We start from the raw sequence: 19,569 nt of genomic DNA on the forward strand, positions 1-19,569 counted from the left end.
TAAGTAGTAAGGAAAATCCTGTTCTAATTATTGAAACGTATCAAAGGAGATACTTATGAGAGTAAATGAAACTAACAAGCTTGACGACAACATTGAATTATGCGAAGGCCACCATATACATCCCCATATTTCTCCGGATGAGATTCCAGGTGACGAGATTCTTTACAGCCTGGCTGATCTGTATAAGGTCTTTGGGGACCCTACCCGAATCCGCATTCTGTACGCCCTGTCTACCCAGGAGATGTGTGTCTGTGATATTGCCGATCTGCTTGGCATGACACAAAGTGCCATTTCCCACCAGCTTCGGGTACTGAAGCAGAGCCATCTGGTGAAGTTCCGTCGGGAGGGAAAGACTGTATTCTATTCCCTGGCCGACGCACACGTTTACACCATCCTGGCCCAGGGGCTGGAACACGTTAAAGAATGAGTGAAACGCATTCCGGCCCATTGGGGTGGATTTATGTGAGAGTGGATTTAATGATGGAATAAACGTACTCCAGTCATTGCCATTGCAATGCCATATTTATCGCAGGTCTCGATAACATTGTCATCTCTTACTGACCCGCCTGCCTGGGCGATGTAAGCTACACCGCTTCTGTGGGCTCTTTCTATATTATCACCAAATGGGAAGAAAGCGTCTGAGCCAAGAGCGACCCCTTCCATCTTCTTCAGCCATTCTTTTTTCTCTTCTCTGGTAAGGGGTTCGGGTTTCTCTGTGAAAAGATTTTTCCAGACACCGTCTCCCAGAACATCCTCATAGTCATCGGATATATATACATCTATTGCGTTGTCTCTGTCAGCTCTTCTGATTCCTTCTTTAAAGGGAAGATTTAACACTTTCGGATTCTGCCGTAAGAACCAGATATCCGCCTTATTGCCTGCAAGTCTCGTACAGTGGATTCTGGACTGCTGTCCGGCACCGATTCCAATGGCCTGTCCGTCCTTTACATAGCATACAGAATTGGACTGGGTATATTTTAAAGTGATAAGTGCAATCAAAAGATCTCTTTTTGCTTCCTTCGGCATTTCTTTTACCTTTGTAGGAAGATTCTGAAGCATCTTTTCTGTTACCAGAATATTATTTCTCCCCTGTTCAAAGGTAATTCCGTATACATCTTTGGTCTCCTGAGGCGCAGGAACATAATCCTGGTCCATCTGAATTACCACATAAGTTCCTTTTCTCTTGCTCTTTAGCAATTCCAGCGCCTTCGCAGAGTAAGAGGGGGCAATCACGCCGTCTGAAACCTCACGCATTAGGAAAGAAGCGGTCTGCTCATCGCACTCGTCAGAGAGAGCTACAAAATCCCCGTAAGAAGACATTCTGTCGGAACCTCTGGCACGAATATAGGCAGTGGCCATCTCCGTAAGCTCTATTCCCTCTACGAAATAGATTTTTTTCAGGGTATCATCCAGCGGCACGGCAATGGCTGCGCCTGCAGGACTGACATGTTTAAAAGAAGCTGCTGCTACCATCCCTGTAGCCTCTTTTAATTCTTTCACCAGCTGCCAGCTGTTGAAAGCATCTAAAAGGTTAATAAACCCCGGCTTGCCGTTCAGGATTTTAATAGGCAGGTCACCGCCGTCTTTCATAAAAATCTTGGCTGGCTTCTGGTTGGGGTTACATCCATACTTTAATTCTAATTCATTCATCTTATCTGCACTCCTTTTTCTCTAACTATGTTTCATAGATATAGAAAAGAGCCTACTATCCGGGCTCTTTGCCCAGACGGTCGGCTCATTATCATTATACTTCATGTGGTTACTTCCACTTCCGTCAGTCGTATAACTAACCTTAAAATAGCATTTTTTCCCTCATCCGTCAAGAACTTTTTTATAGTTTATTATTTAACAATCTTGAACTGCCTTCGCTCAAAGGACCTCCATTCTCTGGAAGGCAATAGAGCCTCCTGTTGCAATGGCACCTGTTGCAATGAGCACATAGATCAAAAGGCCGAGGAGTCCGCCCTGGACCCCTGTGAGGGCTGTAACTACTACGCAGACTGCAATACCGATACACATAATGATCCCCTGGAACAGCATCTGAAATATCTGTTTGCCAAAAGCTCCCAGAACATCTCCCAGAAGAACCTCCCCCAGAATATTAATATACAGCTTGTTGGCCTGCAGACAGGCATAGATGAGAATATAAAGTACTGCTGTGAGAGGGGAAAATCCCATAATAATAACACCGGGAACTGCCAGCAGACACCCGTCTATAAGGGACCGCACATGCTCAATCGCTGTGGCGTACCACAGTTTTCTCACAGGCTGATCCGGAATAAGGTACGTATATGGATTCTTCATTTCCTTTGACCACTTTGTGGCATACCCGCTGAAAATAAGCGTCAGGTATGCCCCCACCCCGGGAATCACATAATAGCCTTTGATACTGCCCGGGGTCCCTGTCTTGTAGCAATAATAGCCAATCCCCAGGCCCCCCAGAAACGCAAATAAGGTATAAAGGTTAAAAATGAAATACTTGTTCTTTTTATATTCCAGAAGCTGCCGGTAAAAAATGGCCCTGGCATATCCGCCTTTATAGGTTACGCTGGCCTTCCTGTATCTTGCCTTTGGACCCGGCCCTACCACATCCCCTGACTTCTTTCGTTTTACGGTTTCCATATAATCATCGGAGAACTTTACCGCATCCTCATAATACTCTCCGGTACACTTCATCCTCCTGGCGCAAACCAGCAAGAGGAGTGCTGCAGCTATATAGGCAGCAGAACAAATAACGTTCACCACCGTAGGGCCCAGCAGCAAAAGCCGTATAGCTGCCAGATTCCACCCGATCACAGGAATGCATAAGAGAAACGGGTGGCCTAAAAAGTCGGTAATCAACTGAAAAGAAAGCTCCTTAGTAAAAATCAGAAAAGCACCGAACAAAACCAAGAGTCCCAGGATGCACCAGAGGGAGCGGGCCAGCCACCGAAGTGTATTCTCTGATAACTTTTCATTTCCATACAGGAGAATCACCAGACTTCCTTCCAGTATATTTTCAACTATAAAAGAAAAAACAAAATACAAAAACATCTTCCAGGGAACAATATGAAAAAACAGGATACCCACAATCGAAACCGTCAGGTAGAGTATGAATCCCAGGAGATATTGTTTTATCTGCGTAAACCATAAGACCAGTTTAGGGCTGGCCGGAGAGGTGAATACAAAATGTATGTCCCCTGGTTTAAATACGATCCCCTTTCGCTTTGCATAAGTGGCAAAACTTGAGGGCATTAAGAATAGTACCAGAAGGGAAAGCCCGGTTACAAGGCCTTCCGGAGTGTCTGCCCCTATACGGCCGGCCCATTGAACCAAAAAACTGGCGATCATAGTAACGTAAGCGATGCCGCCTACCAGGTACACATAGGTCACCGGCCTGCGGAGGGCTTTTAAGATACGGTTCTTCGCTGCTGTTTTATAGAGATAGATCAATCCTTGCATATGCCCTTCTCCCCTTCAGTAATCGTAAAGAACAGTTCATCAATGTCACGGTGTGCCGCCTCTTCCCGGGTATAGGAGGCCAGGATTTTCCCTTTATCCATAACAAACATAACCTCCCATATATCCTTTACCATCTCCAGCATATGGGTGCTGATCAAGATAGTTACGCCATCCCTGCTCAGTTCCTGAATCACGTCCTTTAGCTCTTTGATTGCCTTGGGATCCAGACCTACCATAGGCTCATCAAAAAGCATTACCTTGGGCTTTACCGCAAGGGCACAGCAGATACTCACCTTCTGCATCATTCCCTTGGACAGCTCATTTCCCAATTTATCCTTCTTATCCTCCAGCTCAAACCGGGCTAATAAAGCCCCTGTCTCCTCGTCCGTGATGTCCGACTGGTAAGCCCTGCGGATATATTCCAGATGTTCTGCAACGGTAAGGGCATCAAACATAGCAGGAATCTCCGGAACATATCCGAATACTTTCTTTGCCTCAGGGGATCTTCCCGGAAAATTCTGAATCCGGATCTCTCCGTCATATCTCAAAAGCCCTGCAATGCTTTTAATAATCGTAGATTTCCCGGCTCCGTTCGGCCCCAGCAGGATACCGATACTGCCGTCCGGAACTGAGAAGCTGACATCATCTACCGCCAGCGTCTTTCTGTATTTCTTCGTCAAATGCATTACTTCCAGCATATATTGTCCCCTCTCTTTTGACTGTCTTATTGTATTATAAATATAATACAATAAGCCTCTGGGAATGTCAAATATATATACGCTCTGTTTTACATATTTCTAGTCAAAGGCACTCCTGAATTATAAGGTCTGTGTACAGTGACGGAACCTATCTTCATCCCCTCCTCCAACAGCCCATATTTGCAGAGTACCGTATACATTTTTTCAGCCATAGTAATATCCATATCACACAGCGGGAGCCTGCAGGGACCTGTTTCAAATCCCATGGCTCTCATTGCCTGTTTGACCGGAATGGGATTGACATCCAAAAATAATGCCTCAATCAGCTCCAGGTATCTTAGCTGCAGGTTATCACTCTCGCCGCTGTTTCCCCGGAAGTATTCATAACAGATCTTGTGGGTATCCTCAGGGATGATATTAGACAGCACAGAAATCACTCCCTTCGCTCCCAGAGCAAGCGCAGATGTGATCTGGTCATCATTACCTGAATAGATATCCAGGTCACCCTGACAGAGCGCAGCTATCTTGGCCATCTGGGAGAAGTTGCCGCTTGCTTCCTTCACTGCCACAATATTGTCCACCTGGCTGAGACGTTTGTATGTTGCTGGGAATATATTAACGCCTGTCCTTGAGGGCACATTATATAAAATAATCGGAAGCTTTGTACACCTGGCACACTCTGTAAAATGCAGGTACAAGCCTTCCTGGGACGCTTTGTTGTAATACGGTGTTACATGAAGCAGAGCGTCGGCTCCGGCCCTTTCACACTGTTTTGAAAGTTCTGCCGCATGCCTGGTATTGTTGCTGCCAGCCCCTGCGATTACAGGCAGCCTCCCTTTCACCTTTTTCACCGCATATTTTACTAATTCTATATGCTCCTCATCTGTTAACGTTGATCCCTCTCCTGTAGTGCCCGCAATAATAACGGCATCCGCGTTCTCTTTTATCTGCCTTTCCAATAACTCCCCAAAGACCTGGAAGTTGACGGAACCGTCCTTTTTCATGGGTGTAACCAGTGCGGTGCCCACACCTTTAAATATTGTGTTTTTCAAGATATGTATCCTCCCTTTTTTATTTAGTAGAAATTATACACATCCGGATACTAAAATTGTGTAAAGAGTAGGCTAACTTATGTTAATATTATTTAAAATAAAAAGGGTCCTGCAGTCCGCAGAACCCTTTTTTCCAATTATTTATACAATGCCCTGTGCATTCATGGCGTCCACTACTTTTTCAAAGCCCGCTATGTTTGCGCCAACTACGTAATTGCCCTCGAATCCATACTTCTTGGCCGCATCAGAAATGTTGTTAGCAATACTTGCCATAATGCCCTGCAGCTTCTCATCTACCTCATCAAAGCTCCAGCTCAGCCGCTCGCTGTTCTGAGACATTTCCAGTGCGGAAGTGGCAACACCGCCTGCGTTGGCAGCCTTGCCCGGGGCAAAGATTACGCCTTTTTCCTGTAAATATTCTGTTGCTTCCATTGTCGTAGGCATATTAGCGCCTTCAGCCACCATGATGCAGCCATTCTCTACTAACTGCTTCGCATCCTCCAGCTGTAATTCATTCTGAGTCGCACAAGGAAGAGCCAGGTCAACCTTAACGCTCCATACCCCTTTTCCCTCATGGTATTCTGCGCCCGGCTTTGCTTTTTTGTATTCTGTCAGCCTTGCACGCCTTACTTCCTTGATGTCTTTCAGCAAAGCGACATCAATTCCTTCCGGATCATAGATCCATCCTGTGGAATCACTGCAGGTAACTACCTTTGCTCCCAGCTGATGAGCTTTCTGAATCGCATAGATTGCCACATTTCCGGAACCGGATACAGCAGCAGTCATACCCTTAATGTCTTTCCCGTTAAGCTTCAGGATCTCCTTTGTGAGATACAGCAGCCCATAACCGGTAGCCTCTGTTCTGGCCAGAGAACCGCCGTAGGATAAGCCCTTGCCTGTAAGTACCCCTTCATACACGCCTCGGATTCTCTTATACTGTCCGAACATATAACCGATTTCCCTGGCTCCCGTACCGATATCACCGGCAGGAACGTCAGTATCCGCTCCGATGTATTTGCACAGCTCTGTCATAAAGCTCTGGCAGAAAGCCATAACTTCTCTGTCTGATTTTCCTTTGGGATCAAAATCAGATCCTCCTTTGCCTCCCCCGATGGGAAGTCCTGTCAATGAGTTCTTGAATATCTGTTCAAATCCCAGAAACTTGATAATACCAAGATTTACGGATGGGTGCAGGCGAAGACCTCCCTTATAAGGTCCGATTGCACTGTTAAATTGTACTCTGTATCCGGTGTTAACCTGAACCTGTCCTTTATCGTCAACCCAGGGAACACGGAATTTAAACTGTCTTTCCGGCTCAACAAGACGCTCTAACAATGCGTCTTTACGGAATTTTTCTTCGTTTGCTTCTACTACAACTCTTAAAGATTCCAGCACTTCTTTTACGGCCTGATGAAATTCAGGTTCTGCGGGATTCTTCTGAACAACGGCTTCAATTACCTCATCAACGTATGACATGACTTTTCCTCCTAGATTATAATACATTTCAATACTAAATTTCGTCCATATTGTATTATATATCGGACTGGGAATATTTGCAAGTTTTTAATTAGAAACTTGCAAATATTCAGCAGAAAAAAAGTTGATTTTCTTCGGGTTTTGACTCATCAATCCTAATTTTATGCATGTTAGCACTATTTGCCTTTCCGCACACAGCCCTTTTAGAGATTTTTCCTCACACGGACTTTTGTCCATTTTACATTTTTCATTATCAATTTATGCATTTCGGCAAACATTTTGTGCGTCATATCTTTCCTAAACCGTAAGGTTTCTTATTAAAAATCCACTATAATATTTTGGTTGTCCATTTGGCGCAGTCCCACACATCTGTCACCAGCCCCTCATAAAATTCAGGTTCATGGCAGACCATTAGTATACTTCCCTTATATTCCTTCAGTGCACGCTTTAATTCTTCTTTTGCGTCTTTATCCAGATGATTGGTTGGCTCATCCAAAAGCAGAATATTGGTTTCCCTGTTTAAAAGCTTGCAGAGACGGACTTTCGCCTGCTCCCCTCCACTGAGCACTCTCACCAGACTTTCGATATGTTTTGTAGTCAGACCGCACTTTGCAAGTGCTGCCCGTACCTCATACTGTGTATAGGAAGGAAATTCATTCCAGATCTCCTGGATGCAGGTATTGGGGTTATCCCTGGGCATCTCTTGTTCAAAATATCCAATTTCCAGATAATCCCCCAGATGAACCTTTCCGGTAAGAGGGGGAATCAAACCCAGGATACTTTTCAGCAGGGTTGTTTTCCCAATTCCGTTTGCCCCCGTCATGGCTATCTTCTGCCCTCTCTCCACAGCCAAATCCAGAGGTTTGGACAGTGGTTCCTCATACCCAATCACCAGTTCCTTTGTCTCGATGACAAAACGGCTGGGAGTTCTGGCCGTCCGGAAGTAAAACTCCGGCTTGGGCTTCTCCCTGGCAAGCTCAATCAGATCCATCTTGTCCAGTTTTTTCTGCCTGGACATTGCCATATTTCTGGTGGCAACTCTCGCCTTATTCCTGGCCACAAAGTCTTTCAGTTCATGGATCTCCTGCTGCTGTCTGTGGTATGCAGCCTCCCTCTGTGCTTTTTTCACTTCATAAACTTCCAGGAACTTATCATAATCTCCCACATAGCGGTTCAGCTCCTGATTATCCATATGATAAATAAGGTTCACCACACTGTTTAGGAAAGGAATATCATGGGAAATAAGGATAAATGCATTCTCATAGTCCTGCAGATACCTCTTCAGCCAGTTGATATGAACCTCATCCAGATAGTTCGTAGGCTCGTCCAAAAGCAGGATATCCGGTTTTTCCAGAAGCAGCTTCCCAAGCAGCACCTTCGTCCGCTGTCCGCCGCTCAGCTCCATCACATCCCGGTCCAGGCCAATATCCTCCAATCCAAGTGCTCTGGCAATCTCTTCTACTTTGGAATCAATTACATAAAAGTCGTGCATTGTAAGAGTGTCCTGAATGGTTCCCAGCTCCTCCATCATAACTTCCAGTTCTTCTGGGGAGGCATCTCCCATGCGGTCACAGATTTGATTCATCTGTTCTTCCATTTCAAACAAATAAGAAAACGCCGACTTTAGAACATCTCTGACAGTCATCCCTTTTTCAAGTGCTGTGTGCTGATCCAGATACCCTACCCGTACGTTCTTGGCCCATTCAATCTTCCCTTCATCCGGCATAAGTTTATCTGTGATAATATTCATAAAGGTAGATTTTCCCTCTCCATTGGCACCTACCAGCCCTATATGCTCGCCTTTCAGCAGACGGAACGAAACGTCCTGAAAGATGGCTCTGTCACCAAACCCATGGGACAGATGCTGTACATTTAAAATACTCATCTCTTCTCCTTAGTTCTTCCGGGGGCTGCTATACCCCCTCTTTTTTACAACCCGGACACCCCTGGCATCCTTTATCGCCCATCCTGTCATCCCTCATATAGTCCAGGGCAGAAGTCAGGGCACAGACAGCATGCGCAGAGATTCCTTCCTGGCTTCCGGTAAAGCCCAGTCCCTCCTCCGTGGTGGCCTTAATATTGACCTGATTTTCCTCCAGATGAAGGGCGGCAGCCACATTTGCTGCCATCTGATCTATGAAGGGCATCAGCTTGGGCTTCTGTGCGATAATTGTGGCATCTATATTATTAATCACATACATCTCTTTTTCCAGAAGAGCGCCTACTTCCTTCAGCAGCTTTATGCTGGAAATTCCCTTGTATTGGGGATCCGTATCCGGGAAATGTCTTCCGATATCTCTGAGTGCCGCAGCTCCCAAAAGAGCATCCATAATAGCATGCACCACCACATCTGCATCCGAATGCCCCAACAGGCCTTTTTCCCAGGGTATCTCCACTCCGCCCAGGATCAGCCTGCGGCCTTCTACTAATTTATGAACATCATAGCCCATTCCTACTCGCATGATTTTCCTCCTGTTCTATCTTCCATTTAATACTGCAATCAGCTCTATCTTTCCTATTATTACCCCCGAAGATTATATCATACTTTATTAAAGGGTGGAAGGCGGGACAAATCCAATGGATATATATTTCATTATGCACGAACCATGTCATTCAAACTTTGCTGAAGATGTTCCAGGCTGGCTTTCGAGATATCATAGACCGCCTTTTGAGATGCCAGCAAATCTAACTGTCGTTTGAAGGAAAGTATGTCAGATGTAAAACGGACATTTGGCTTTTTGACATAAAAGGATCCAGCCTCATCGCGGCCTAAAGTGGTCTCCGCATTGCAAATCCTTAGACAATAGTTCTTTTCGCTTGGTCAAGATTGTTTCCCCCTTCTATCGTTGAAATTAGGATAGCATCTTCAGCACCGATTGCCATGCCGGAACTATTCTATCCGGGCATGGCAATCAGCCCCCATGGAATCCTCACTGTCCACAGCCGCCGGCGTATTTTCTCTGATGCAGTCGATGAAACGTTTCCCATATTTGTCATATTTAAACGTTCCAACTCCTGTAACTGACAACATTGCACTCTTTGTCTCTGGCTTTAAAACACACATAAGTGTCAATGTCCTATCAGAAAAAACAATATATGGCGGTACCTTCTCCTCTCTGGCAATCTTTAGTCTTAGCTCCCGCAATTTCTGGAAAAGCTGCTCGTCTGCCTCAGTAAATTCAGCCCCTGGCAATCCGGCAGAAGCTCCCTTTGCCGTTCTCTTCCCCTTCTTTTCCTTCGTCTGGCGTTCCTGTACTTTAGCCATCTTCATGGTAATCTGCACGTTGCAGGCCAGCACATCCTCCGATTTTTCGGTCAGCTTGACAACTGCATATTCGTCATTGGTAACTGCAAGATACTCATTTAGCAGCAGGTGATTGATAACCTGTCTCAATTTATAGACAGGTTCCTTTGCCAATCTCCCGTAATTAGGATTTCCATCCATCCGGTAATTCCGGATTTTTGCTGTATTTGCCCCATGTACCGTGTCGATAATCACGTTCACCCCATACCTTTGACCACAGCTTTTAACACATTCCACCAAGCAAAGAGCTATCTCTGCGACATCCACGGTTTCAAACTGACTGAGGCAGTTAGAACAGTTTCCACAGTAATTTTCTCCATATTCTCCAAAATACCTTAGTATATAGTCCCGCAGGCAGTCATTGGTAAAACAATAGAACGTCATTTTCCGCAGCCGTTCTCTGTCCCTCTCTTGAACAATAGCCAGAGTAACCGGATCCAGCTCCTGGTTATCCGTATTGTTGTCAATAAAGAACTGGTTCGTCACTACGTCTTTGCCGCTGTAAAGAAGCAGACATTCTGCCGGCTCCCCATCCCTTCCGGCTCTTCCGGCCTCCTGGTAATAATTTTCAATGTTTTTCGGCATATTGTAATGTATAACATAACGCACATTAGACTTATCAATCCCCATTCCAAAGGCATTGGTGGCCACCATAACGGGAGACCGGTCATATATAAAATCATCCTGGTTTTCCCGCCGCTCCTTGTCTCCAAGGCCCGCATGATACCGGGTCACCGGAATTCCGTCTGATTTCAGCCGCTGACATACCTCCTCCACCACTTTCCTGGTGGCGCAATAGATAATGCCGCTGTCACTTCTGCGACTATTTACATAGTCACGCACCACCTGAAACTTGTCCTTAGGCTGCAGCACTCCGAAATAAAGATTTTTTCTATCAAACCCTGTGGTGAGCACAGTAGGCGTTATCAGCATAAGTATATCTATAATGTCGTCCCTCACCTCTTTCGTTGCAGTGGCGGTAAAGGCAGATATCACCGGCCGTTTCGGAAGTTTTTCTACAAATTCTACGATTTTCAAATAACTTGGACGGAAATCTTGTCCCCATTGAGATACACAGTGTGCCTCATCCACCGCCACCATAGAAATCTCTGCCTCCATGGCAAAAGTAAGAAATTCTTCCGTAAGCAGTCGCTCAGGCGCGACATAGATGATCTTATATCTGTTATTCCTGGCGTAATTCAGCGCCTTATAATATTGATTAGCAGTCAGAGAACTATTCAGATAAGCTGCGTGGACACCCAATTGGTTTAAGGCTCCCACCTGATCTTTCATCAGGGAGATAAGAGGTGATATTACAAGAGTAATTCCTGGAAATAAAAGAGCCGGAATCTGATAACAGACAGACTTTCCCGCTCCCGTAGGCATGATACCCAGCGTGTCCTGGCCTCCCAGCACGCTGTCAATCAGCAGTTCCTGACCTTCCCGGAATTCATCATAGCCAAAATACTGCTTCAATATATGATATTTTTCTTCCTGCAGCTGCAAATTCTATCCTTTCCAAACTCTTCTCCGGGAACTTAGCATCGCTCCCGGAGAGAAGCTTTATCCTTTGCTGTTGATTCTGTTACTCTATAATAGAAGTAATGGTCTCTTCCACCTGTTTCAGATCTTCATCTGTAGGAATATACATCTGCCGGATAGGGTCCAGGAGCATCTGGCAGCCCATTCCCTCCAGCGCTTCGTATACCTGCTTAATGCTCTGTCCGCCCCAGCCGTAAGATCCAAAAGCAATTGCTTTCCTTTTTTTCGGGGCCAGGCCTTTCATATAGCACAGGAAACCTGCTACTGTGGGCATCATCTGACTATTCAGCGTAGGGGAACCAACGGCTATGTATTCTGCGTCCAGAAGATCCGTCATAATATCGGAGATATGATTATCTTTGAGATCATACAGATGAGCCCCCACTCCAGCCTTTGAGAATCCTTCCACGACAGCAAAGGCCATCTTTTCTGTGGAGTGCCACATAGAATCATAGACAATACAGGCCTTCTTCTTTGTTCCGCCTCCGGCAAATTCTTCATATTTTTCCAGAATGTCTCCGATATGCTCTGTCCAGATAACGCCATGGCTGGGTGCAATTACTTCCATATCCAGTCCTTTTACAATCTCCAGCGCTTTCCTTGCCTGGGCACCGTAGGGCATAAGGATATTCGCGTAATATTTTTTAGCCTCTCTGTATACATCATCCAGGTTCACCTGTGTGTCGAACCGCATATTGGATGCATAGTGCTGTCCGAAGGCATCATTCGAAAACAAAATCTTATCTTCCGGGCAATAGGTTACCATATTATCCGGCCAGTGAAGCATGGGTGTGGCAACAAAAGTCAGAGTTCTTTTGCCAATCTCCAGGGTATCCCCCGCTTTTACTGTCTGATATTTGATTTCTTTCCCGTAGTGGGCTGATAATCCCTTCATTCCGTTAGGGTCTGAGGTAATCACAGTAGCATTGGGCGCTGCCTTTACTACCTGGGGAAGCGCACCCGAGTGATCCATCTCAACATGATTAGATATTATGTAATCAATTTTCTCTGGTTCCACAATCTCACGGATCCTGTCCAGCAGCTCTTTTGCAAACGGCGCTTTTACGGTATCAATCAGCGTAATCTTTTCATCCATTATTAAATAGGCATTATATGTGGCTCCGCTGTTGGTGGAGTATCCGTGGAAGCTTCTCACATTCCAGTCCACCGCTCCCACTGAATATATATCCTTTTTTACTTCTACTACATTCATAATGTATGGCCTCCTCTGATTCGTACTTTTAAACAATTCTACCCCATATTATACACTATTTCTGCCGTTTCATAAAGTCCGGAATAAAAAATGTGCCCGGAGACATACGCCCCGGACACACGGTTGTCTGCTATGCTTCTATAAATACATCTTTTCCCAATCCGCACACCGGACAAATCCAATCCTCCGGCAGATCTTCAAAAGGGGTTCCCGGCTCAATTCCGCCGTCCGGATCTCCTACCTCCGGATCATATTCATAGCCGCAGGGTTCACAAATATATTTTTTCATATGTCTTAACCTCCTAAGAATCTTGTAATATTTTTCGTATTTTTTACTGCTTTTATACTATAGCAAATATTTTCTTGAATTTCTGTTGCATTTGCAACATACATCCTCTATAATAATAAAAACTTTATAAACTAGGAGGTTCCTTCATGAATACCACAGCAACAGCACTTTTTCAAAACATATCCGATCCGGACTGCAAAAAAATGTTCGCCTGTATGAAGTCCTATACGGCCGCCTTTCACTCAGGGGACATAATTTACACCTATGGAGGGAGCCAGCAGTCTGTGGGAATCATTCTTCAGGGAAAAGTCTCTGTGGTCCGCTATGAATACAGCGGAAGCCGGACAATTCTGGAAGAATTGGCTCCCGGAGATATCTTCGGGGAAGCTCTTGCTTTTTATCTCCCGGAATATGCCTGCATTACTGCTCTCTGTCAGAAAGACTGCCGGATTCTCTTTCTTGATTATGACCACCTGATTCAAAACTGTGCAAAAGTATGCCCCTGCCATACACAACTGATACGGAATATGCTCCGCCTGTTATCGGAAAAATCACGTCTCCTCAGTGAACGGATCGAAGTTCTGAGCCAGCGTTCTATCCGAGGAAAGCTTCTGTGCTTTTTCCGCCAGCAGTCCGCCAAATACCAGAGCACTGCTTTTACCCTCCCCTTTTCCATGATAGACTTTGCAGATTTTTTGTCTGTAAACCGAAGTGCCATGGTAAGAGAAATCAAAAAAATGAAAGAGGAAGGCATACTAGAGATAGAAAAGCGTCGGATTACACTCCTGTCAGACCCGCAAACTGCGTAAACAAAAAGCACACTAGGATCCCTGCCGCCGCAGGTATCAGGATAGCAGCCCCGGTCCACCGCAGACTTTTTGTTTCTTTATATATTGTCATGCAGGTAGTAGAACAGGGCCAGTGGAGCAGAGAAAAAAGCATGGTACTGACAGCGGTTATCCAGGTCCATCCATGCTCTGTCAGCAGACTTTTCAGAACGGTCAGATCTTCCATATCAACGAGGGTCCCCTGTGCCAGATAGGTCATTATAATAATAGGCATTACAATTTCATTAGCCGGAAGCCCCAGAATAAATGCCATCAGGATTACCCCGTCCATCCCCAGCATCTTCCCAAAGGGATCCAGAAAATCCGTACAGTAGTACAACAGAGACTGTCCGGACACCTCTGCATTCGCCAATACCCAAATCAGAACTCCTGCGGGTGCAGCAAAAAGGACTGCCCTCCCCAGCACAAACAGCGTTTTATCAAATATAGAACGGACGATAACCTTTCCAATCTGTGGTCTCCGGTAAGGAGGCAGCTCCAGCGCAAAAGAAGACGGAATTCCTTTTAATATGGTTTTTGATAAGAGTCTGGAAACCAGCAGCGTCATAAAGATTCCCAGCAGAATCATCCCGGCAAGCAGACATGCGGACAGAAAAGAGCTTCCAATCCCGTAGCTTCCCCCCACAAAAAACATGGAGATAATAGCAATCATCACAGGCAGTCTTCCGTTACACGGTACGAAATTATTTGTCAAAATCGCGATCAGGCGTTCCCTGGGCGAATCGATAATTCTGCACCCCACGACTCCTGCGGCATTGCACCCAAAACCCATACACATTGTCAGGGCCTGCTTTCCGCACGCACAGCATTTCTTAAAGCACCGATCCAGATTAAAGGCGACCCGGGGAAGATATCCAAAATCCTCCATCAGTGTAAAAAGCGGAAAGAAAATTGCCATGGGGGGCAGCATCACTGATATGACCCAGGTAACTACCTGGTACACTCCCTGCACAAGTATACCCGACAGAAGCGAAGGCGCACCGGCATGCTCAAGCAGATGCAAAAGCTTCTCTCCTGCTTCCGTAAACCCTGTGCTGAGAAGACGGGAGGGATAATTAGCGCCGGAAATGGTAAGCCAGAAAATCCCCAAAAGTACCAAAAACATAATTGGAAATCCGGTTGCCTTGCTGGTAAATAGCCAATCCAGCTTCCGGTCTCTCCCTGCATACGAGGAACCGCTGTACCGGACCGTTTTTCCTGCAATCTCTTCTGCCTTCCGTACAAACACTGCCGCCATATCATCCTGCAGCTGTTTTACAGTAATCCCCTGTTCTTCCAGTTCTCCCAGGCATTCTTCCCGGGCTCGGGAGAATACTTCTTCCTCCTCCCCGGAGAGGCAGAAATACTTCTTCACAGAATCCATTAAACTTTCGTCCCCATCCAGCAGTCTGGCACAAAGCCACCGTCTCTTTCGCTTCAGGGAGCAGATATCCACACCGTTTTCTTTGTCCGAACCTGTTATCAACCCACATGCCGCCGTTTCCAGCTTTTCCACGCACTTTTCCACATACTCCGGGTATCTCAGGACTGTCCGCTCCTGTTCCTCTTCTGTCAGCATTTTGCCAAGCAGTTCAACCATATGCGAAAGGCCTTTGTTGGATCTGGCTGTTACCGGTACGACCGGAACCTCCAAAAGCTCCTCCAAAAGGGAAAAGTTAATGGTGATCCCCTTTTTCCCGGCCTCATCCATTAGATTGACACAGACCATCACTCTGGGACATATCTCGGTAATCTGCAGAACCAGGTTCAGGTTTCGCTCCAGGCAGGTAGCATCGCACACTACCACAACTCCATCCGGCTCCTCAAAACAGATGAAGTCCCTGGCAACCTCCTCTTCCTGGGAATGGGCCATAAGAGAATAACAACCTGGAATATCCACAAGCAGCCCTTCTCCCCCGTTCAACGAAAATGTTCCTCTTGCATTCACCACTGTTTTTCCAGGCCAGTTTCCTGTGTGCTGTTTTAATCCGGTAAGCTGGTTAAACACGGTACTTTTCCCTACATTCGGATTTCCCGCAAGCCCAATCTTCCATCTGTTCTCAGCACTCATAGCTTCTTACCAGTACACAGTTGGAATCTTCTTTTCTAAGGGCAATCACTGCACCTCTCACCAGATAAGCGGCCGGATCCCCCAGAGGACTGATTCCCACACACTCCACACAGGTTCCCTGAATCAGCCCCATATCCTGAAGCCTCCTGCGTAATCTGTCCTCTGAGTGCATCTCACAGACAATACCAGTCTCTCCACGTTCCATCCTATCTAATGGCTTTAACCCTGTCATACATTCGTCCCCTTTCACATACATTTAGTATTATGCAACAATGTTTCCATATCCTAATATATGTTTCTACCTACATTTTTGTTACAGGGAGGCACATCATGGACAAGTCAAATGATTTCTTTACGCTGAAAGGGTATGCACGCATGGAAAAAAGCCAGATTACTTCGGCAATGGAGGATTATCTGGAAATGATTTACCGTATGCATCAGGAAAAAAGGGACTTAAGGATCACAGCCCTGGCTGAGGCCCTGAATGTCAAGCCTTCCTCTGCCTCCAGAATGGTAACGAATCTGGCACGCCAGGAGCTTGTGAGCTTTGAGAAGTACGGCATCATATCCCTGACAGAAAAAGGCGCCAGTCTTGGCGGGTATCTTCTCTTCCGCCATGAGATTCTACACCGCTTCTTCTGCTATCTTAACCATTCCTCCTGCGAATTGGAGCAGGTTGAAAAGGTAGAACACTTTATTGACAGTCAAACCATATGGAATATGAAGCTTTTTTTGGAAAAACACCAAAATGAGCATTAAAAAGAGGCCATCTTCTCCCGGGAAAATGGCCCGCATGCTTTGCAGCGCTGAATTAGAAGGTCTGCTCTACAAATTTCTTCACCTTCTCCAGTTCAGCCTCATCACAGTCGTCTTCCAGTGTTATGGTTATCACATCACCCTTTTTCACATTTAATGTCATCAGAGCCACCAATTGGTCGGCGCTTACTGTATTCCCATCCTTTGTAATGGTGACAGCCGTATCCATTCCTTTTACTAATTCAACCAAAAGACCTACCGGCCTTGCATGGAATCCCAATTCATCACTGATTTTATATTGAAATTCTGTCATGTTCCTTCTCCTCTCCAATCGTTCCTATGGATAGTAATTGCTTCCTTTGTTCCCCAAACTGACTTCTCCCAAGTAACCTATATTATACCATTACATAGGATTCATTGACAATCATCTTTTTCAATACAATTTTTGTTGCACCTTTTTAACTTCTCTTTTATACTGGAGACAGAATATTATATCTGCTGTACTATTATAAATTAAAAGTTATATGAGGGTTGCTATGTTCAAAGGAATGGAATACGTATACGAAGTTTATAAGGAAAAAAGCTTTTCCAAGGCAGCTGCCAATCTGTACATCTCCCAGCCATCTCTGAGTGCAACAATTAAAAAAATAGAGGAGCGCGTGGGCACCCCCCTATTTGACCGAAGCACCAATCCTATTCAGCTTACAGACTGCGGGAAAGAATATGTAAAATGCATGGAGAAGATCTTGGATATAGAAAACGGTTTTGAAAACTACCTGAATCATATGAATGAATTGAAAACCGGCAGACTTTCCATCGGAGGCAGTAATTTTTTCACCTCTTTTGTGCTCCCTCCCATAGTCTCCAGATACATGCAGAAGTATCCTTTCATTCAAATCAGTCTCATTGAGGCCAACACCTCCCAGTTAGAACAGCAGCTGATATCTGGGGCACTGGATCTTGTCATTGACAATTATGCTTTTCATGAATCCATCTACACCCGTCACTTCCTGTGCAGAGAACAGCTTCTTCTGGCGGTCCCCAGACATTTTGCATCCAACAAATCTTTCATAAACTGCAGGCTCTCCAAAGAAGACATTGTGTCCGAAAAACACCATCTGGAGTCAACCCCCTGCGTCCCCCTGGAAGCATTCCGGGAGGACCCCTTCATCCTTCTGCGCTCAGGCAACGATACCCGGGAACGGGCCGATAAAATCTGCAGCAGCCACGGCTTCCGTCCAAGAGTAATACTAAAGCTGGACCAGCAGCTGTCGGCATACAATGTTGCCTGTTATGGAATGGGGATAGCCTTCGTAAGCGATACCCTGATCCGGCACAGCAGGCCCGACGAGAATATTATATTCTATAAGCTACAGGATCCTGAGACTGTGAGGAATGTTTACTTTTATCATAAGCAGAGCCGGTATGTAACCAGGGCAATGGAGGAGTTTTTAAAGGTCGCATGTCTTTAGCTATTCCAGGAATATTGTCTCCCGCCGATCCACTGCGGATCCAACAATCAGCAATGCCAGCGACATAAGGCTCCCCACAATTACTTCCGGAACTCCAAAGGGATTACCCAGTACAGATTTCCACAGTACCGACGATAAAAATCCGCCGATCATCCCCATGGTAATTCCAAGCTTCTTTGCCCGTTTGGACAAGAGTGCTGCCATGGCAGGGATTGCTATGGCTGAGGCGAAGTAAGACATTGATAAAACCAGTGACTCCAGAATATTCTCCATTCTCAAAGCAAATACCAGGGCAAGAAGTCCTATTACAACCACCGAATATCTGGACAGCTTCAGCTGGGTCTCCTGTTTTACTCCCGGATGGATTGCCAGAAGCAAGTCGGTGCACAGCGTCTGGGAAGCCAGAAGCAGATAACTGTCAATGGTAGACATTACAATGGCAATCAGGGATGTAATCACCAAAGCGTACAGAATAGGCGGAAAAGATTCTTTTACCATCAGGGGAATCAGCATTTCATGGGAGATTCCTTTTGGAAAGGACGGATAGAGAATCAATGCACACACACCTATAATGGTCACAGCAAAGCTGTAGAACAGGATGATTACATTACCTCCAATCGCTCCCTTGCTGGCCACCTTAGAAGATGAGGAAGCAAAGGAACGCTGCCAATAGGGAGGTCCAGCCAAAAAATATAGCAAATATACAACCGTATAGGATGCAATGGATTTGTCAAATTTCAATTCGAAATAATGTTCCGGAAGGCTGGCCGCCAGATTGGTCAGCCCTCCTACTTTACTCAATGCTGCTGCCGGCAGAATTACCCCGATGACTACGATGAGCAGTATTCCCTGAAGGGTATCTGTATAGGCAACCCCGTAAAATCCGGACAGGGTAGTGTAGGCGATAACAATTACAGTGGTGACGATAAGAGCTGTCTGATAGGATATCTCCCAGTCATCTGCCATAACCATCTGAAGGATTTTTGAAGAGGCAACCATCTGGGTTCCTGCGGTCCCGATAACCGTCCAGCCAATAATGGCTGAGGCTATCAGGGCTGGCAGGCGGCCAAATCTTTTGGTAATCAGATCCGGTATGGACAGAATATGATACTTCTGCCCTATTTTCTGAATGCGCCCGGCAAACAGACAGAATACCGCAAAAGCAATTACCGTCGCAAATGTAGGCAGAATCGCAGAGATTCCAATCTCATATGCCAGACCTGATTTTCCCAGGGTAGAAGACGCACCAATCCAGGTAGCCGCAAAGGTCAGCATAATCACAGGCCATGGAAGATTCCTCTGTCCAAGATAGTAACCCTCCAGATTTTTTGATTTTTTCTGCAGTACAATACTGATGGCAGCAGTGGCTGCAAAATAGATTATTAATACCGTAAGTACAAGAACCATAAATTGTATCACCTGACCTTT

Annotated in this window: 18 protein-coding genes and 1 riboswitch; of the genes, 4 read left to right on the forward strand and 14 right to left on the reverse strand. The window is 45.7% G+C overall.

Annotation, left to right across the window (positions count from 1 at the left end; genetic code table 11):
* The first annotated feature begins 55 nt into the window (after window positions 1–55).
* Window positions 56–427, forward strand: coding sequence for an ArsR/SmtB family transcription factor (locus tag BUA56_RS00410; RefSeq protein WP_072848177.1), 372 nt, complete (start codon window positions 56–58; stop codon window positions 425–427).
* 47 nt (window positions 428–474) lie between these two features.
* On the opposite strand, the gene BUA56_RS00415 is transcribed toward BUA56_RS00410, so the two are convergent.
* The 10 genes from BUA56_RS00415 to rd all read right to left on the reverse strand — a co-directional run bounded on the left by BUA56_RS00415 (window position 475) and on the right by rd (window position 13,015).
* Window positions 475–1,650 (reverse strand): phosphoribosylaminoimidazolecarboxamide formyltransferase, encoded by a 1,176-nt coding sequence (locus tag BUA56_RS00415; RefSeq protein ID WP_072848179.1) that lies wholly within the window; start codon window positions 1,648–1,650, stop codon window positions 475–477.
* Between the two features lie 63 nt (window positions 1,651–1,713).
* Window positions 1,714–1,792, reverse strand: a riboswitch (ZMP/ZTP riboswitch).
* Between the two features lie 77 nt (window positions 1,793–1,869).
* Window positions 1,870–3,441: a putative ABC exporter domain-containing protein gene (locus tag BUA56_RS00420; RefSeq protein ID WP_072848181.1), complete on the reverse strand. Its 1,572-nt coding sequence runs from the start codon at window positions 3,439–3,441 to the stop codon at window positions 1,870–1,872.
* On the reverse strand, window positions 3,429–4,139 hold the full coding sequence (locus tag BUA56_RS00425) for an ABC transporter ATP-binding protein (protein WP_072848183.1): 711 nt from the start codon (window positions 4,137–4,139) through the stop codon (window positions 3,429–3,431). The genes BUA56_RS00420 and BUA56_RS00425 overlap by 13 nt, the downstream gene beginning before the upstream one ends.
* An 89-nt stretch (window positions 4,140–4,228) precedes the next feature.
* Window positions 4,229–5,191, reverse strand: a complete 963-nt coding sequence (dapA, locus tag BUA56_RS00430; protein ID WP_072848185.1) for a 4-hydroxy-tetrahydrodipicolinate synthase — start codon at window positions 5,189–5,191, stop codon at window positions 4,229–4,231.
* Window positions 5,192–5,332: 141 nt separating this feature from the next.
* The gene (gene gdhA / locus BUA56_RS00435; RefSeq protein ID WP_072848187.1) at window positions 5,333–6,667 is read right to left on the reverse strand and encodes an NADP-specific glutamate dehydrogenase; all 1,335 of its coding nucleotides are present in this window, start codon (window positions 6,665–6,667) and stop codon (window positions 5,333–5,335) included.
* A gap of 328 nt (window positions 6,668–6,995) precedes the next feature.
* On the reverse strand, window positions 6,996–8,552 hold the full coding sequence (locus BUA56_RS00440; RefSeq protein WP_072848189.1) for an ABC-F family ATP-binding cassette domain-containing protein: 1,557 nt from the start codon (window positions 8,550–8,552) through the stop codon (window positions 6,996–6,998).
* Between the two features lie 28 nt (window positions 8,553–8,580).
* Window positions 8,581–9,129, reverse strand: a complete 549-nt coding sequence (gene ispF / locus BUA56_RS00445; protein ID WP_072848191.1) for a 2-C-methyl-D-erythritol 2,4-cyclodiphosphate synthase — start codon at window positions 9,127–9,129, stop codon at window positions 8,581–8,583.
* Between the two features lie 428 nt (window positions 9,130–9,557).
* Entirely contained in the window at window positions 9,558–11,447 is a 1,890-nt protein-coding gene (gene recQ, locus BUA56_RS00450) for a DNA helicase RecQ (RefSeq protein WP_242946699.1), read from the reverse strand.
* 109 nt (window positions 11,448–11,556) lie between these two features.
* Window positions 11,557–12,726 (reverse strand): FprA family A-type flavoprotein, encoded by a 1,170-nt coding sequence (locus tag BUA56_RS00455; RefSeq protein WP_072848193.1) that lies wholly within the window; start codon window positions 12,724–12,726, stop codon window positions 11,557–11,559.
* 130 nt (window positions 12,727–12,856) lie between these two features.
* Window positions 12,857–13,015, reverse strand: a complete 159-nt coding sequence (rd, locus tag BUA56_RS00460) for a rubredoxin (protein ID WP_072848195.1) — start codon at window positions 13,013–13,015, stop codon at window positions 12,857–12,859.
* Window positions 13,016–13,161: 146 nt separating this feature from the next.
* Here rd and BUA56_RS00465 point away from each other — a divergent pair, with 146 nt between their 5' ends.
* Complete coding sequence (locus BUA56_RS00465; RefSeq protein WP_072848197.1) at window positions 13,162–13,824, forward strand: Crp/Fnr family transcriptional regulator; 663 nt, start codon at window positions 13,162–13,164, stop codon at window positions 13,822–13,824.
* On the opposite strand, the gene feoB is transcribed toward BUA56_RS00465, so the two are convergent.
* Complete coding sequence (gene feoB, locus BUA56_RS00470) at window positions 13,793–15,913, reverse strand: ferrous iron transport protein B (protein ID WP_072848199.1); 2,121 nt, start codon at window positions 15,911–15,913, stop codon at window positions 13,793–13,795. The two genes, BUA56_RS00465 and feoB, sit on opposite strands and share 32 nt — an antisense overlap.
* Window positions 15,903–16,145, reverse strand: a complete 243-nt coding sequence (locus tag BUA56_RS00475) for a FeoA family protein (protein WP_072848201.1) — start codon at window positions 16,143–16,145, stop codon at window positions 15,903–15,905. The genes feoB and BUA56_RS00475 overlap by 11 nt, the downstream gene beginning before the upstream one ends.
* Before the next feature lie 98 nt (window positions 16,146–16,243).
* On the opposite strand from BUA56_RS00475, the gene BUA56_RS00480 reads away from it, so the two are divergent.
* The gene (locus tag BUA56_RS00480; protein ID WP_072848204.1) at window positions 16,244–16,672 is read left to right on the forward strand and encodes a metal-dependent transcriptional regulator; all 429 of its coding nucleotides are present in this window, start codon (window positions 16,244–16,246) and stop codon (window positions 16,670–16,672) included.
* Between the two features lie 52 nt (window positions 16,673–16,724).
* Here the strand turns inward: BUA56_RS00480 and BUA56_RS00485 are convergent, their stop codons facing one another.
* The gene (locus tag BUA56_RS00485; RefSeq protein WP_072848205.1) at window positions 16,725–16,982 is read right to left on the reverse strand and encodes an HPr family phosphocarrier protein; all 258 of its coding nucleotides are present in this window, start codon (window positions 16,980–16,982) and stop codon (window positions 16,725–16,727) included.
* Between the two features lie 223 nt (window positions 16,983–17,205).
* On the opposite strand from BUA56_RS00485, the gene BUA56_RS00490 reads away from it, so the two are divergent.
* The gene (locus BUA56_RS00490) at window positions 17,206–18,141 is read left to right on the forward strand and encodes a LysR family transcriptional regulator (protein ID WP_072848206.1); all 936 of its coding nucleotides are present in this window, start codon (window positions 17,206–17,208) and stop codon (window positions 18,139–18,141) included.
* On the opposite strand, the gene BUA56_RS00495 is transcribed toward BUA56_RS00490, so the two are convergent.
* The gene (locus BUA56_RS00495; RefSeq protein ID WP_072848207.1) at window positions 18,142–19,548 is read right to left on the reverse strand and encodes a sodium:solute symporter family protein; all 1,407 of its coding nucleotides are present in this window, start codon (window positions 19,546–19,548) and stop codon (window positions 18,142–18,144) included.
* Window positions 19,549–19,569 lie beyond the last annotated feature (21 nt).

This window comes from Lactonifactor longoviformis DSM 17459, assembly GCF_900129135.1.
GTDB classification, from domain to species: domain Bacteria; phylum Bacillota; class Clostridia; order Lachnospirales; family Lachnospiraceae; genus Lactonifactor; species Lactonifactor longoviformis.

What these genes read in the sequence shown, in the direction of transcription:
- BUA56_RS00410 (WP_072848177.1), top strand. Translation starts at nt 56, where the DNA reads ATGAGAGTAAATGAAACTAACAAGCTTGACGACAACATTGAATTATGC.
- BUA56_RS00415 (WP_072848179.1), bottom strand. Translation starts at nt 1,650, where the DNA reads ATGAATGAATTAGAATTAAAGTATGGATGTAACCCCAACCAGAAGCCA.
- BUA56_RS00420 (WP_072848181.1), bottom strand. Translation starts at nt 3,441, where the DNA reads ATGCAAGGATTGATCTATCTCTATAAAACAGCAGCGAAGAACCGTATC.
- BUA56_RS00425 (WP_072848183.1), bottom strand. Translation starts at nt 4,139, where the DNA reads ATGCTGGAAGTAATGCATTTGACGAAGAAATACAGAAAGACGCTGGCG.
- gdhA (WP_072848187.1), bottom strand. Translation starts at nt 6,667, where the DNA reads ATGTCATACGTTGATGAGGTAATTGAAGCCGTTGTTCAGAAGAATCCC.
- BUA56_RS00440 (WP_072848189.1), bottom strand. Translation starts at nt 8,552, where the DNA reads ATGAGTATTTTAAATGTACAGCATCTGTCCCATGGGTTTGGTGACAGA.
- ispF (WP_072848191.1), bottom strand. Translation starts at nt 9,129, where the DNA reads ATGCGAGTAGGAATGGGCTATGATGTTCATAAATTAGTAGAAGGCCGC.
- BUA56_RS00455 (WP_072848193.1), bottom strand. Translation starts at nt 12,726, where the DNA reads ATGAATGTAGTAGAAGTAAAAAAGGATATATATTCAGTGGGAGCGGTG.
- rd (WP_072848195.1), bottom strand. Translation starts at nt 13,015, where the DNA reads ATGAAAAAATATATTTGTGAACCCTGCGGCTATGAATATGATCCGGAG.
- BUA56_RS00465 (WP_072848197.1), top strand. Translation starts at nt 13,162, where the DNA reads ATGAATACCACAGCAACAGCACTTTTTCAAAACATATCCGATCCGGAC.
- feoB (WP_072848199.1), bottom strand. Translation starts at nt 15,913, where the DNA reads ATGAGTGCTGAGAACAGATGGAAGATTGGGCTTGCGGGAAATCCGAAT.
- BUA56_RS00475 (WP_072848201.1), bottom strand. Translation starts at nt 16,145, where the DNA reads ATGACAGGGTTAAAGCCATTAGATAGGATGGAACGTGGAGAGACTGGT.
- BUA56_RS00480 (WP_072848204.1), top strand. Translation starts at nt 16,244, where the DNA reads ATGGACAAGTCAAATGATTTCTTTACGCTGAAAGGGTATGCACGCATG.
- BUA56_RS00485 (WP_072848205.1), bottom strand. Translation starts at nt 16,982, where the DNA reads ATGACAGAATTTCAATATAAAATCAGTGATGAATTGGGATTCCATGCA.
- BUA56_RS00490 (WP_072848206.1), top strand. Translation starts at nt 17,206, where the DNA reads ATGTTCAAAGGAATGGAATACGTATACGAAGTTTATAAGGAAAAAAGC.
- BUA56_RS00495 (WP_072848207.1), bottom strand. Translation starts at nt 19,548, where the DNA reads ATGGTTCTTGTACTTACGGTATTAATAATCTATTTTGCAGCCACTGCT.